13 protein-coding genes and 1 tRNA gene are annotated in these 13,880 nt (G+C 72.3%); 13 read left to right on the top strand and 1 reads right to left on the bottom strand.

Features of this window, described 5'->3' with window-relative positions; all coding sequences use genetic code 11:
- The first annotated feature begins 13 nt into the window (after positions 1-13).
- From FA582_RS08475 to FA582_RS08425, 11 genes are all read left to right on the top strand, one after another.
- Positions 14-1,759, top strand: a complete 1,746-nt coding sequence (locus FA582_RS08475) for an ABC transporter ATP-binding protein (protein ID WP_141567698.1) — start codon at positions 14-16, stop codon at positions 1,757-1,759.
- Positions 1,752-2,357 carry a hypothetical protein gene (locus FA582_RS08470; protein WP_010148572.1) on the top strand — a complete coding sequence of 202 codons (606 nt, stop codon included), beginning with the start codon at positions 1,752-1,754 and terminating at the stop codon, positions 2,355-2,357. The genes FA582_RS08475 and FA582_RS08470 overlap by 8 nt, the downstream gene beginning before the upstream one ends.
- Before the next feature lie 18 nt (positions 2,358-2,375).
- Positions 2,376-2,588, top strand: a complete 213-nt coding sequence (locus FA582_RS08465) for an HGxxPAAW family protein (RefSeq protein WP_010148571.1) — start codon at positions 2,376-2,378, stop codon at positions 2,586-2,588.
- A gap of 48 nt (positions 2,589-2,636) precedes the next feature.
- Entirely contained in the window at positions 2,637-3,473 is an 837-nt protein-coding gene (gene trpC / locus FA582_RS08460) for an indole-3-glycerol phosphate synthase TrpC (protein WP_010148570.1), read from the top strand.
- The gene (gene trpB / locus FA582_RS08455; RefSeq protein WP_010148569.1) at positions 3,470-4,723 is read left to right on the top strand and encodes a tryptophan synthase subunit beta; all 1,254 of its coding nucleotides are present in this window, start codon (positions 3,470-3,472) and stop codon (positions 4,721-4,723) included. Before trpC ends, trpB begins: the two co-directional genes overlap by 4 nt.
- The gene (trpA, locus tag FA582_RS08450; protein ID WP_010148568.1) at positions 4,720-5,505 is read left to right on the top strand and encodes a tryptophan synthase subunit alpha; all 786 of its coding nucleotides are present in this window, start codon (positions 4,720-4,722) and stop codon (positions 5,503-5,505) included. Before trpB ends, trpA begins: the two co-directional genes overlap by 4 nt.
- The gene (locus FA582_RS08445) at positions 5,502-6,008 is read left to right on the top strand and encodes a MauE/DoxX family redox-associated membrane protein (protein ID WP_010148567.1); all 507 of its coding nucleotides are present in this window, start codon (positions 5,502-5,504) and stop codon (positions 6,006-6,008) included. Before trpA ends, FA582_RS08445 begins: the two co-directional genes overlap by 4 nt.
- Before the next feature lies 1 nt (position 6,009).
- Entirely contained in the window at positions 6,010-6,741 is a 732-nt protein-coding gene (locus FA582_RS08440) for a DsbA family protein (RefSeq protein WP_010148566.1), read from the top strand.
- 53 nt (positions 6,742-6,794) lie between these two features.
- The gene (pyk, locus tag FA582_RS08435; protein WP_010148565.1) at positions 6,795-8,255 is read left to right on the top strand and encodes a pyruvate kinase; all 1,461 of its coding nucleotides are present in this window, start codon (positions 6,795-6,797) and stop codon (positions 8,253-8,255) included.
- Positions 8,256-8,316: 61 nt separating this feature from the next.
- Positions 8,317-8,402, top strand: a tRNA-Leu gene (locus tag FA582_RS08430).
- A 54-nt stretch (positions 8,403-8,456) separates the two neighbouring features.
- Positions 8,457-9,179: an ANTAR domain-containing response regulator gene (locus tag FA582_RS08425; protein WP_010148564.1), complete on the top strand. Its 723-nt coding sequence runs from the start codon at positions 8,457-8,459 to the stop codon at positions 9,177-9,179.
- A gap of 34 nt (positions 9,180-9,213) precedes the next feature.
- On the opposite strand, the gene FA582_RS08420 is transcribed toward FA582_RS08425, so the two are convergent.
- The gene (locus FA582_RS08420; protein WP_010148563.1) at positions 9,214-9,648 is read right to left on the bottom strand and encodes a PaaI family thioesterase; all 435 of its coding nucleotides are present in this window, start codon (positions 9,646-9,648) and stop codon (positions 9,214-9,216) included.
- Between the two features lie 19 nt (positions 9,649-9,667).
- Here FA582_RS08420 and polA point away from each other — a divergent pair, with 19 nt between their 5' ends.
- Positions 9,668-12,388, top strand: coding sequence for a DNA polymerase I (gene polA, locus FA582_RS08415; RefSeq protein WP_010148562.1), 2,721 nt, complete (start codon positions 9,668-9,670; stop codon positions 12,386-12,388).
- A 164-nt stretch (positions 12,389-12,552) separates the two neighbouring features.
- Entirely contained in the window at positions 12,553-13,872 is a 1,320-nt protein-coding gene (locus FA582_RS08410; protein ID WP_010148561.1) for a branched-chain amino acid ABC transporter permease, read from the top strand.
- Positions 13,873-13,880: the final 8 nt, after the last annotated feature.

The raw sequence follows: 13,880 nt of genomic DNA, 5'->3' as shown, positions 1-13,880 counted from the left end.
CCAGCTCGCCACGATGGCGACCCTGCGCCGGGGCCTGCAGCTGTCTCCCGAGCTGCGCGTCGGGCTGGGGCTGACGATCGCGCTGGCGGTCCTCGCGACCGTGGGCCGGGTCGTCATCCCCTTCGTGGTCCAGCAGGCGACCGACAACGGCATCGGCGCCGAGGGTGGGCCGGACGTCGGGTTCGTGCTGCGGGCGATCGGGCTGGCGGCGTTCGTCGTCCTGCTCACGTCGCTGGCGCAGTATGCCGTCAACGTGCGGCTGTTCACGGCCGCGGAGTCCGGGCTGGCGACCCTGCGGCTCAAGGCCTTCCGGCACATCCACGACCTGTCCGTGCTGACCCAGAGCACCGAGCGCCGGGGCGCCCTGGTGTCCCGGGTGACCAGCGATGTCGACACCATCTCGATGTTCGTGCAGTTCGGTGGCCTCATGCTGCTCGTCAGCTCGGCGCAGATCGTGCTGGCCACGATCCTCATGGTGGTCTACAGCCCGATCCTGGCCCTCGTGGTCTACCTCTGCCTGGTGCCGCTGGCGCTGCTGGTGCGCCGGTTCCAGCCGATCCTCGGGCGGGCCTACACCGCGGTGCGCGAGCGGGTCGGCGACCTGCTCGGCTCCATCAGCGAGTCGATCGTCGGGGCGACCACGATCCGCGCCTACGGTGTCGAGGACCGCACGGCGGCCCGCATCGACGAGGCGATCGAGGCGCACCGCACCTCGGCGGTGCGGGCCCAGGTCCGTTCGGTCATGGCCTTCGTCTCGGGGCAGACCTTCGCCGGCGTGACGACGGCCGTGGTGCTCGTCGTCGGCACGGTGCTCGCCTCGCGCGGCGAGCTCACGCTCGGGCAGCTCCTGGCCTTCCTCTTCCTCGTCAACCTCTTCACCCAGCCGGTGCTCATGGCCACCGAGATCCTCAACGAGATGCAGAACGCCGTCGCCGGCTGGCGCCGGGTCATCGGCGTCATCGACACCCCCGCGGACGTCTCCGACCCGGGCACCGACGGGGTGGTGCTCGACCGGGGGCCCATCACCGTGGACTTCGACGGCGTCTGGTTCTCCTACCCCGGCGGTGAGCCCGTGCTGCGCGACATCGACCTGCGCATCGAGCCGCATACCCGGGTCGCCGTCGTCGGCCAGACGGGGTCGGGCAAGACGACGCTGGCCAAGCTGCTCACCCGCCTCATGGACCCCAGCGAGGGCGCCGTGCGGCTCGACGGCACCGACCTGCGCGAGGTGCGCTTCTCGAGCCTGCGGCAGCGCGTCGTCCTCGTGCCGCAGGAGGGCTTCCTGTTCGACGCCGACCTGGCCGACAACATCCGTTTCGGACGTCCGGAGGCGACCGACGAGGAGCTGCACCTCGCGGTCACCGAGCTCGGCCTCGACGCCTGGGTCGAGGGGCTGCCGCAGGGGCTCAGCACCCAGGTCGGGCAGCGCGGCGAGTCGTTGTCCGCGGGGGAGCGCCAGCTCGTGGCGATCGCGCGGGCCTACCTCGCCGACCCCGACCTGCTCGTCCTCGACGAGGCGACCAGCGCCGTGGACCCGGCGACCGAGGTGCGGGTGCAGCGGGCCCTGGAGGGCCTCACGACGGGCCGGACCTCGGTCGCCATCGCGCACCGGCTCTCGACCGCGGAGGCAGCCGACCTCGTGGTCGTCGTCGACGCCGGACGGATCGTGGAGCTGGGTCACCACCGCGACCTCGTGACCGACGGCGGGGTGTATGCCCGCATGCACGGCTCGTGGGCGGCTCAGCAGAGCAGTGGCTGACCCTCGGCGACGGGCGCGAGCGCTAGCCCTGACCCTGGTCGGGGCGGGCGCGAGCCTGCTCGCGGTCGGGCAGCCGTGGTCCGTGCAGCAGGGCGTGGACCCGGCCGGGGTGGCGGTCCAGGAGTCGTGGACCGGGCAGGACCTCGCCCCCGGGGTCGCCGCCCTGGTCCTGCTCGTGGTCGTGACCTCCGTGGTCGGACTCGTGTGGCGGGGGACCGCCGGCCTGCTGGCGCGGTCCGCGGCGGTGGTGACGGCGCTCGTCGCGACGGTCATGGTGCTCGGCGTCCGTCCGGACGCGCCCACGGCCTGGTGGTGGATCGCGCTCGGCGGGGCCGTCCTGGCGGGCCTGGGTGCCGTGCTCGCCCTCCGTCCCCGGGCCGGGGGCGCCAGGGGTCACGGCGCCACGACCGGACCCGAGGTGCTCGCCGACCCGGTTCCCGCGCCGGCGGATCCGCACGAGCGCGCACGCCGGTCCCAGGACGCGGCCTGGTCGGCCTTGTCGGCCGGTGAGGACCCGACGCTGGGACCTCGTCCGGCGCCGGGCCCGGGGGCTGGCACAATGTCCGACGAGGGTCAGGTCGACCCCTCCGGTCGTTGAGTCAGGAGCACCACGCACATGCATGAGGACAGCCACGGTCACAGCGTCGCCGCCTGGGTGGGCGTCGGCATCATGCTCGTCGCCAGCGTCATCGGCAGCTGGGGTGTCGTCTTCTCCCCGGACTGGCTGCTCTACGTCGGGCTCGCGCTGGGCGTCGTCGGTGCGCTCGCGTGGTACCTCCTCGACCGCGCCGGCATGGGTGAGCTGCGGGAGCACGCGGGCGAGCACTGACCCCGGGGCGGTCCCGGAGCACCCTCGCGCGCCGACTACGCTGGAGGCGTGTCCACCGTGCTCGAGGAAATCGTCCAAGGGGTCCGCGAGGACCTCGCCGAGCGTCGCGCCACGACGCCCCTGGAAGACGTCCAGGAACGCGCCCGCCAGGCCCCTGGCTGCCGCGACGGTTGGGCGGCGCTGAGCCGCCCGGGTGGCACCCACGTCATCGCCGAGGTGAAGCGGAGCAGCCCCTCCAAGGGGGCCCTGGCGGCCATCGCCGAGCCGGCCTCGCTGGCCGCTGACTACGCCGCGGGTGGGGCGAGCGTCATCAGCGTGCTCACCGAGGGCCGACGCTTCGGCGGGTCGCTCGCCGACCTCGACGCCGTGCGGGCCGCCGTCGACATCCCCGTCCTGCGCAAGGACTTCATCGTCGACCCCTACCAGGTCTGGGAGGCCAGGGCGCACGGCGCCGACCTCGTCCTGCTCATCGTCGCGGCACTGCCGCAGGAGGTCCTCGTGGGGCTGTTGGAGCGGACCGAGGCGCTGGGGATGCACGCCCTCGTGGAGGTCCACGACGAGGCCGAGCTGGAGCGGGCCCTCGCGGCGGGGGCCCGCATCATCGGGGTCAACAACCGCAACCTCAAGACGCTGGAGGTCGACCGCGACACCTTCACCCGCATGGCGCCCGGCATACCCACCGACCGGGTGGCCGTCGCGGAGTCGGGCGTGCGCGGTCCCCTGGATGTCGTGCAGTTCGCCGAGGCGGGGGCGCAGGCCGTTCTCGTGGGTGAGGCGCTGGTGACGGTGGGGGCGCCCCGTGACGCCGTCGCGGAGATGGTCGCGGCCGGGTCGCACCCGGCCCTGCACGGCGCGGCGCACGCCCGGGCGGGAGGTGCACGATGACGACGGCGCAGGCCACCGACCGCTTCGGCGACTTCGGCGGGCGCTATGTCCCCGAGGCCCTCGTGGCGGCCCTCGAGGAGTTGGACGCCGCGCGGCTCGAGGCCCTGGCCGGCCCGGACTTCCGGGCCGAGCTCGACCGGCTCCAGCGCGACTACACCGGTCGGCCGAGTCCGCTCACGGAGGTGCCCCGGTTCGCCGAGCACGCCGGCGGCCCCCGGATCTTCCTCAAGCGGGAGGACCTCAACCACACCGGTTCGCACAAGATCAACAACGTCCTCGGGCAGGCGCTCCTGGCCGTCCGCATGGGCAAGCGCCGCGTCATCGCGGAGACCGGGGCGGGCCAGCACGGTGTCGCTACCGCCACCGCCGCCGCGCTCATGGGCCTGGAGTGCACGGTCTACATGGGTCGGGTGGACACCGAGCGCCAGGCGCTCAACGTCGCCCGCATGCGCCTGCTCGGGGCCGAGGTCGTGGCCGTCCACACCGGCAGCGCCACCCTCAAGGACGCCATCAACGAGGCGATGCGTGACTGGGTCACCAACGTCGGTCACACGCACTACCTCCTGGGCACCGTCACCGGGCCCCACCCCTTCCCGACCATGGTGCGCGACTTCCACGCCGTGATCGGGCAGGAGGCGCGCAAGCAGATGGACGACGTCGTGGGCGGCCTGCCGGACGCCGTCTGCGCGTGCGTCGGCGGCGGTTCCAACGCCATCGGCATCTTCCACGCCTTCCGCGACGACCCCTCCGTCGCGCTCTGGGGTTTCGAGGCCGGCGGCGACGGCGTCGACACCGGGCGTCACGCCGCCCGCTTCTCGGGCGGCCAGCCGGGCGTGCTGCACGGTGCCGCGACCTACGTCCTGCAGGACGAGGACGGCCAGACCCTGGAGACCCACTCGGTGTCGGCCGGGCTCGACTACCCCTCGGTCGGTCCCGAGCACGCCTTCCTGCACGACTCCGGCCGCGCCCGCTACGCGCCGGTGACCGACCAGGAGGCCATGGACGCCTTCTCGCTCCTGTGCCGCACCGAGGGGATCATCCCCGCCATCGAGAGCGCGCACGCCCTCGCAGGTGCGCTGAAGATCGGACCGGAGCTGGGCGAGGGCACGACGATCCTCATCAACCTCTCCGGTCGCGGTGACAAGGACGTCGACACGGCAGCGCGCTGGTTCGGCCTCGTCGACGGCGAGGGGGAGGCCCGCGTGGACGCCGAGACCGGGGACGCCGGGTCGCGGGAGAACGACGCATGAGCGCGCTCGACGCCGTCTTCCGCGACTGCCGTGCGGAGGGGCGAGCGGCCCTCGTCGCCTACCTCCCCGCGGGCTACCCCGACCTGCCGACCTCCCTGGAGGCCGTCCGCACGTTGGCCGCCCACGGCGCCGACATCATCGAGGTGGGCGTCCCCTACACCGACCCGCTCATCGACGGCCCGGTCGTCGAGCGGGCGGCGAGCACCGCGCTGGCGGCCGGCTTCCGGCTGCGCGACGTCTTCGAGGTCGTGGCCGCGGTCCGCGAGGCGGGCGCCGTGCCCGTCGTCATGACCTACTGGAACCCCGTCCTGCGGTATGGCGTGGACCGCTTCGCGGACTCTCTCGCCGACTCCGGTGGTGCCGGTCTCATCACCCCCGACCTCATCCCGGACGAGGCGAGCGGGTGGCGGGCGGCGGCCGACCGGCTGGACCTCGCGCCCGTCTTCCTCGTGGCGCCGAGCTCCACCGACGAGCGGTTGCGGATGACCACGCAGGCCTGCCGAGGCTTCGTCTACGTCGCCTCGACCATGGGTGTCACCGGGGTGCGATCCAGCGTCGGGTCCGACGCCCAGGGCCTCGTGGCGCGGACCCGCGAGGTCACCGAGCTGCCGTTGTGCGTCGGGCTCGGGGTGAGCACGGGGGAGCAGGCGGCCGAGGTCGCCCGCTTCGCCGACGGCGTCATCGTCGGGTCCGCCCTCGTGCGGTCCCTGGGAGAGGGCCACGACCTCGACCGGCTCGGGGCGCTCACCGACGAGCTGGCCGCGGGGGTGCGCGGGGCGTGACGCCCCCGGACCTGCAGCGGTCGCGCACGGCCCGGTCGCGCACCGGCGTCGCGGACCTCGTGGGTCTGGCGCTGCGGCTGGGGCTGGCCGGGGTCCTCGGCTACGCCGGATGGACCAAGGTCGTCGATCTCACCGGGTCGGTCCAGAACGTCCTGGCCTACGAGCTGTTCAGCTACGAGATCGCCCGCGCGGTCGGCGTGCTGCTCCCGGTGCTCGAGCTCGCGCTGGCCCTGCTGCTGCTCCTCGGGCTGCTGACCCGGGCCTCGGCGACGGTCACCGCGGTGCTCATGGTGGTCTTCGTCGCCGGCATCGCCTCGGCCTGGGCCCGCGGCCTCTCGATCGACTGCGGCTGCTTCGGCACCGGTGGGCCGGTCGCGCCGGAGGACACGACCTACCTCACCGAGATGCTCCGCGACCTCGGTTTCCTCGCGATGGCGCTCTGGCTCGCCGTCCGTCCCCGCAGCCTCTACTCCCTCGACTCCCGGCTCCAGAAAGGCTCCTGACATGCCCCGTCAGCCCGCCCCCGACATCAAGCCCGTCAGCTCCGGTGGCCCGTCCCTGCCGCTCATCGGCGGGGTGGTGGTCCTCGTGGTCGCCCTCATCGGTGGCCTGGTGCTCTGGGCCGTGTCCCGGGATTCCGGGCTCGGGGCGCAGGGCAGCGCCAGCGCGCTGCCCGAGGGCGGGGGTGTCCAGGTGGGCGCCGATCCCGCGGCCGACGTGCCGCAGGTCCACGTCTACGAGGATTTCCAGTGCCCGTTCTGCGGTGACCTGGAGGCCTCCGTCGGGGCGGAGCTGGAGGAGCTGGCCGAGGCGGGCGAGATCTCGCTGACCTACACCGTGATGTCCTTCCTCGACAGCACCCTCGGCAACGACTCCTCCCACCGCGCGGCCAACGCCGCGATGTGCGCGGACGACGCGGGCGCCTTCCTGCCCTACCACGCTGCCGTCTTCGCGGGTCAGCCCGCGCAGGAGGGCGCCGGCTGGACCGACGAGCAGCTGCTGGCCTTCGCGAGCACCGCCGGAATCTCCGAGGGCGACCTCGAGTCGTTCACCGCGTGCCTCGAGGGTGACGCCTACGGTGACTACGTCGAGGACATGCAGGAGCGCGCCAACCGCGACAACATCAGCGGGACCCCGAGACTGCTCATCGACGGCGAGCCGGTCTCCGACGAGCAGATGCTCTCCCTCATGGGGGGCAGCGGCACCGTCGAGGAGCTCCTCGGGTCGGGGTCCTGACGTAGCGGCAGGCGATGCGCGGATCGGCCCACGCGACCACTAGGGTGGAGGGTATGCGTCGCGCCAAGATCGTCTGCACCCTCGGCCCCGCCACCGCCTCCTACGAGCAGATCGAAGCGCTCGTCACAGCCGGTATGGACGTGGCCAGGCTCAACCTCTCCCACGGCTCCTACGACGAGCACTACGAGCGTTACCTCCGGGTCCGGCAGGCCAGTGACGCCACCGGTCACGCGGTCGCGGTGCTCGCCGACCTGCAGGGCCCGAAGATCCGCACCGGCACCTTCGCCGGCGGGCCGGTCACGCTCGCCGTGGGCGACACCTTCACGATCACCACCAGGACGGTTCCCGGCAGCCAGGAGGTCGTCGGCACCACGCACTCCGGCCTCGCCGCCGACGTGCATCCCGGCGACGACCTGCTCATCGACGACGGCAAGGTCCTGCTCCGCGCGACGACGGTCACCGACACCGATGTCATCTGCGAGGTCCTCGTCGGTGGCGTCGTCTCCAACAACAAGGGGATCAACCTTCCCGGTGCCGCGGTGAGCGTCCCCGCCATGTCCGACAAGGACGAGGAGGACCTGCGCTGGGCGATCCGCAGCGGCGTCGACTTCATCGCCCTGTCCTTCGTCCGGTCGGCCGTCGACGTCGAGGACGTCCACCGCATCATGGACGAGGAGGGCCGGCGGCTGCCGGTCATCGCCAAGATCGAGAAGCCGCAGGCGGTCGACAACCTGGGCGGCATCGTCGACGCCTTCGACGGCATCATGGTGGCCCGCGGCGACCTGGGCGTCGAGCTGCCCCTCGAGCAGGTGCCGCTCGTGCAGAAGGACGCCATCCAGCTGTGCCGGGAGAAGGCCAAGCCGGTCATCGTGGCGACGCAGGTGCTGGAGTCCATGGTGGACAACCCCCGTCCCACGCGGGCGGAGGCCAGCGACTGCGCCAACGCGGTGCTGGACGGCGCCGATGCGATCATGCTCTCCGGGGAGACCTCGGTCGGTGCATGGCCCATCCGCGCGGTGGAGACGATGGCCAGCATCATCTCCAGCACCGAGGAGCACGGGCTGCACCGCATCGCGCCGATCGTGCGGAAGCCGAAGACGCCGGGCGGTGCCGTCACCCGCGCGGCGATCAACCTCGCCGACGCCCTGGGCGACCAGGTGAAGTTCCTCGTGACCTTCACCCAGAGCGGTGACACCACCACCCGGATGGCCCGGGTGCGACCTGCCACCCCCATGCTCGCCTTCACCACCGAGCAGCACACCCGGTCCCGCCTGGCCCTCACCTGGGGTGTCGAGACCTTCCTCGTGCCGTTCGTGTGGCACACCGACCAGATGGTCAAGCAGGTGGAGGAGACGTTGCTGCGCGAGCAGCGGTGCCAGGAGGGTGACATCGTCGTCATCGTGGCGGGCTCACCTCCTGGGGTCTCCGGCACGACCAACGCCCTGCGGATGCACCGGGTGGGCGACGCGATCCTGGGCCAGGCTCCGGCCTACACCCACGACCCTGAGGTCTGAGGCCCGCGTGCCGGTATGCTGACACGGCCCTGACGCGGCCCGGTTCCGCGTCGGCACGCCCGCCGGGGTGGTGGAATGGCAGACACGGAGCACTCAAAATGCTCTGCCCGAAAGGGCGTGCGGGTTCGAGTCCCGCTCCCGGCACCAGGTCCGCGTCGGTGAGGTGCCGGCGGGGTGGATGTGACAGAGAGGCATGGGACCGTGAGCGAGACGACACCGCAGGATCCGCAGAGCGAGCAGACCGACGCGCAGGACGGACCCTCAGGGTCTGCGGAGGAGCGCGACGCCACCGCGGCCGCGGCCCCGGACCCGGGGTCGGACCCGTCGACCACAGGCCCCGAGACGGGGCTGCGCATCCTCCTCGCCGAGGACGAGGCGCTCATCCGCATGGACCTCGCGGAGATGCTGACCGACGCCGGACACACCATCGTGGGTCAGGCGGCCGACGGGGAGCAGGCCGTGGCGCTGGCGCAGGAGTCCACCCCCGACCTGGTGGTCATGGACATCAAGATGCCCGGGATGGACGGCATCAGCGCCGCCGAGCAGATCGGTCGCGAGGGTCTCGCGCCGGTCGTCATGCTCACCGCCTTCAGCGACAAGAACCTCGTCGAGCGGGCCCGCGACGCCGGCGTGATGTCCTACGTCGTCAAGCCCTTCAGCGCCGCCGACGTCCTGCCCGCCATCGACATCGCCCGGGCCCGCTGGGCCGAGCGCAAGGCGCTGGAGTCCGAGGTCGCGGACCTGGGCGAGCGGTTCGAGACCCGCAAGCAGGTCGACCGTGCCAAGGGTCTGCTCATGACCCAGCTCAAGCTCAGCGAGGCTGACGCCTTCCGGTGGATCCAGAAGGCCGCGATGGACCGCCGCCTGTCGATGCGCGAGGTCGCCGACGCCGTCATCTCCGGGATGCCCGCGAAGAAGGCCTGAGGCGCGGACCCCGCCTCGCGGGGGGAGCGGCCGGCTACGCCGTGGGGGGCCGGTCGCGGAGGGCACAGGTCAGCCGGGCCGTGCAGACGCGTCGCCCCTCGTCGTCGGAGATCGTGATGTCGTAGGTCGCGATCGAGCGGCCCCGCGAGAGAGGGGTGGCGACCGCGGTGACCTCGCCGGTGCGCACCGCCCGGTGATGCGTGGCGCTGAGGTCGACACCGACGGCGATCCGACCCTCCCCGGCGTGCAGCATGGCGGCGACCGACCCGACGGTCTCGGCGAGCGCGGCGGAGGCACCACCGTGCAGCAGCCCGTAGGGCTGGGTGTTGCCCTCGACCGGCATGACGGCCACGGTGCGTTCGACCGAGACCTCCACCAGGCGGATCCCCATCCGTTCGGCGAGGTCGCCGCGGGGCACGTCGTCGGGGGAGAGCGGGGCCGGGGGGCGCGGGGTGGCGTTGTCAGTCATGGGACATAGGCTGCCACCCGTGAGTCGCTTGCTGCTGCTGGACGGACATTCGTTGGCCTACCGCGCGTTCTTCGCGCTGCCCGTGGAGAACTTCTCCACCACGACGGGGCAGAGCACCAACGCGGTCTACGGCTTCACCTCGATGCTCATCAACGTCCTGCGTGATGAGGCGCCCACGCACCTCGCGGTGGCCTTCGACGTGTCCCGGCAGACCTTCCGCACCGAGGACTACCCCGACTACAAGGCCGGTCGTTCGGCGACGCCCGACGAGTTCCGCGGGCAGGTGGACCTCGTCAAGGAGGTCCTCGACGCCCTCCGGATCACCCACGTCGAGGTCGACGGCTACGAGGCGGACGACGTCATCGCCACCCTGACGACGAGGGCGCGCGAGGCGGGGATGGAGGTGCTCATCTGCTCGGGCGACCGTGACGCCATCCAGCTCATCGACGCCGGCACGACCCTGCTCTACCCCCGCAAGGGGGTGTCCGACCTGGCGCGGATGACCCCTGCCGCGGTGGAGGAGAAGTATGGCGTCCTCCCGGAGCGCTACAGCGACCTCGCCGCCCTCGTGGGCGAGTCCAGCGACAACCTCCCGGGCGTCCCGGGTGTGGGGCCCAAGACGGCTGCCAAGTGGCTGGGCCAGTTCGGTGACCTCGCGGGCATCGTCACGCACGCCGACCAGCTGACCGGCAAGGCCGGCCAGGCGACGCGCGACCACCTCGATCAGGTGCTGCGGAACCGCAGGCTCAACCAGCTCGTGGCCGACGTGCAGCTGCCGGTGGAGGTGGCCGACCTGGAGGCGCGCGGGTGGGACCGCGAGGAGGTGCACCGGGTCTTCGACGGCCTGGAGTTCCGCGTCCTGCGCGACCGGCTGTTCTCCACGCTGGAGTCGGCCGAGACCGAGGCCGAGGGCGGCATCGAGGTCCACGGGGCGGTCCTGGCCCCCGGCGAGCTCGACGCCTGGCTCCAGGAGCACGGCGGGCAGGGGCGGCTCGCCCTGGTCGTGGAGGCCGGTCCGCGCACGGCGGCGGGGCCGGGAGAGGCCCTGGGCGTGGCGCTGGCGGGGGCCGAGCACGCCGGTTACGTCCAGCTGGCGGAGATGGACCCGGCGGACGAGGCCGCGCTGAGCGCCTGGCTGGCCGACGCGTCCCGCCCCAAGGCCCTGCACGGAGGCAAGGAGCAGGTCGCCTCGCTGGAGGCGGTGGGGCTCGCCGTCGAAGGCGTGGTGAGCGACACGGCGCTGGCCGCCTACCTCGCGCGTCCCGACCAGCGCTCCTACGACCTGACCGACCTGTCCCTGCGCTACCTGCACCGAGAGCTGCGCCTCGACGGGGACGCCGCGGCGGCCACGAGCTCTCAGGGTCAACTCGACCTCGCCTTCGACACCGGTGAGGAGCAGGAGCGGTCGGCCGCGGCACGATCGGCGATGGTCCACGCCCGTGCCGTGCACGACCTGGCGGTCGCGCTCGATGAGGACCTGGAGGACGAGCAGGAGCAGCATCTCCTGCGCGACGTCGAGCTGCCCCTCGTCGGGGTGCTCCGCCGGATGGAGCGGGCCGGCATCGCCGTGGACGTCGGGGCGCTGGCGGCGCTGGAGAGTGAGTTCGCGGCCGGCGTCGCCCAGGCCCAGCAGGACGCCTGGACGGCCATCGACGACGACACCGTCAACCTCGGGTCGCCCAAGCAGCTGCAGACCGTGCTCTTCGAGACGCTCGAGCTGCCCAAGACCCGGCGGACCAAGACGGGCTACACCACCGACGCCGACGCGCTGGCGGGCCTCTACGCCCAGACCGAGCATCCCTTCCTCGAGGCGCTGCTGCGCCATCGCGACGCCACCCGGCTGAGGATGACGACCGAGGGGCTCATCGCCTCGGTCGCCGACGACGGCCGGATCCACACGACCTTCCAGCAGACCATCGCGGCCACCGGTCGGCTGAGCTCGACCGAGCCCAACCTCCAGAACATCCCCATCCGGACGGCCGCCGGGCGCCGCATCCGCGAGATGTTCGTCGTCGGCTCCGACCTGTCCTCCGGCACCCGCTACGCCTCGCTCATGTCCGCCGACTACAGCCAGATCGAGATGCGCATCATGGCGCACCTGTCCGGCGACGAAGGCCTCATCGAGGCCTTCCGGGGCGGGGAGGACCTGCACCGTTTCGTCGGGTCGCGGGTCTTCGGCGTCGACCAGTCCGAGGTGACCACGCAGATGCGCTCCAAGGTCAAGGCGATGAGCTACGGCCTGGCCTACGGGCTGTCCGCCTTCGGGCTCTCCAAGCAGCTGGGCATCTCCACCGCCGAGGCGAAGACCCTCATGGAGGAGTACTTCGAGCGCTTCGGCGGGGTGCGCGACTACCTGCGCGACGTCGTGTCGGAGGCGCGCAGGACGGGCTTCACGGAGACCATCCTGGGTCGCCGTCGACACCTGCACGACCTCACGAGCGACAACCGCCAGCGGCGGGAGATGGCCGAGCGGATGGCGCTCAACGCCCCCATCCAGGGATCGGCCGCAGACATCATCAAGGTCGCGATGCTGCGCACCGAGAGCGCGTTGCGGGACGCCGGGCTCGCCTCGCGCATACTGCTCCAGGTCCACGACGAGCTCGTGCTGGAGGTCGCTGCCGGGGAGGAGGCTCAGGTGGAGGAGCTGGTGCGTGCGCAGATGGGCGCGGCCGCCGACCTGTCCGTGCCGCTCGACGTCAGCGTCGGACTGGGGCACAGCTGGCACGAGGCCGCCCACTAGGTCTGCGGCGCACCCCCGGGCGACGGCCGCCGAGGCGGCGGCCACGGCGCGCAGGCGGCGTCCGCACGACCGCTGGCCCGACCGCTCGGCACCGACGCGAGGTGGTGCTGTGCAGGGGGGTCGACCTGTGGTTTACTCCCCGTGTCCGCATCGAAGGAGATCCCGTGACCCCCCGCCTGTGGGCAGCCTTGGCTGCCATCTTTCTCTGGATGCTGCTGGCCGCAGCCCCGGCAGGAGCCGTGCCCGTCCACGTGGCCCCGACGGCGGTGGTCGGCGCCGCGGAGGAGGCGGCGGAGATGGTCCAGGGGACCCTGCGTGACCCCGACCGCGAACCCCTGGAGGGGGTCACGATCACCGTCAGCCAGGACGGCTCCGAGGTGGGCACCGCGACGACCGACGCGGAGGGGAAGTGGGCGGTCCCGCTGCCCGGCCCCGGGTCCTACACCGTGACGCTCGACGTCTCCGGCCTTCCCGAGGGGGTGGCCCCCCGAGCAGAGGGGGGCGAGGTCCTCGACGGGGTGACGGTGCGGCCAGGAGCCTCGCAGGGGGTGATCTTCCAGCTCGGGACCGGCGAGGTGGAGGAGGCCGCTGGCGGCATCCCCGTGGGCCGGGTGCTGCAGCTCGTCGTCGACGGCGTGAAGTTCGGCGCGATCATCGCCATCACGGCCGTGGGCCTGTCCCTGGTGTTCGGGACGACGAAACTCATCAACTTCGCCCACGGCGAGTTCGTCACCATCGGCGCCGTCGCGGCCTACTTCCTCAGCACGGCACCGGGCAACCTGCCCATCGTCCTCGCCGCGGTCCTCGCCATGGCCGTCGGTGGTGCGGTCGCCGGAGGCTTCGAGGTCGGCCTGTGGCGTCCGCTGCGCCGACGGGGCGCCGGGCTGATCCAGATGTTCATCGTCGCGATCGGGCTCTCCCTGCTGCTCCGACACCTCGTCCTCATCGTCTTCGGGTCCCGCCGCCAGCAGTACGACGAGTACTCCCTGCAGACGGCCTGGACCCTCGGGCCGGTCAGGATCACCCCGCGCGACCTCATCATCACCGTGCTGGCCTTCGCCATCATGATCGCCGTCGCCGTCGTGCTGCAGCGCACGCGGATCGGTACCGCGATGCGTGCGGTCAACGACAACAAGGACCTCGCGGAAGCCTCCGGCATCGACGTGCAGCGCGTCATCCTCGTCGTCTGGGTGCTCGGCGGCGCGCTGGCCGCGATCGGCGGAGTGTTCTTCGGGCTGACCCAGGCGATCTACAGCGAGATGGGCTTCGAGCTGCTCCTGCTCATGTTCGCCGGTGTCATCCTCGGCGGGCTCGGCAGCGCGTACGGCGCGATGCTCGGCTCGCTCGTCATCGGCCTGGTCTCGCAGCTGTCCACCCTGTGGTTCCCGGCCTCGTTGTCCTACATGTGGGCGCTGCTCGTCATGATCATCGTGCTCCTCGTCCGGCCCCAGGGCATCCTGGGCCGACGCGAGCGGGTCGGCTGAGGAGAGGA

The organism is Serinicoccus profundi (assembly GCF_008001015.1).
Classification (GTDB): domain Bacteria; phylum Actinomycetota; class Actinomycetes; order Actinomycetales; family Dermatophilaceae; genus Ornithinicoccus; species Ornithinicoccus profundi.
This window is presented reverse-complemented; position numbering and strand designations above follow the sequence as displayed.

Excerpts from the sequence above, each read along its gene's own strand:
- pyk (WP_010148565.1), top strand. The coding sequence starts at position 6,795 with ATGCGTCGCGCCAAGATCGTCTGCACCCTCGGCCCCGCCACCGCCTCC.
- FA582_RS08465 (WP_010148571.1), top strand. The coding sequence starts at position 2,376 with ATGCATGAGGACAGCCACGGTCACAGCGTCGCCGCCTGGGTGGGCGTC.
- trpA (WP_010148568.1), top strand. The coding sequence starts at position 4,720 with ATGAGCGCGCTCGACGCCGTCTTCCGCGACTGCCGTGCGGAGGGGCGA.
- trpB (WP_010148569.1), top strand. The coding sequence starts at position 3,470 with ATGACGACGGCGCAGGCCACCGACCGCTTCGGCGACTTCGGCGGGCGC.
- FA582_RS08440 (WP_010148566.1), top strand. The coding sequence starts at position 6,010 with ATGCCCCGTCAGCCCGCCCCCGACATCAAGCCCGTCAGCTCCGGTGGC.
- FA582_RS08475 (WP_141567698.1), top strand. The coding sequence starts at position 14 with ATGGCGACCCTGCGCCGGGGCCTGCAGCTGTCTCCCGAGCTGCGCGTC.
- FA582_RS08420 (WP_010148563.1), bottom strand. The coding sequence starts at position 9,648 with ATGACTGACAACGCCACCCCGCGCCCCCCGGCCCCGCTCTCCCCCGAC.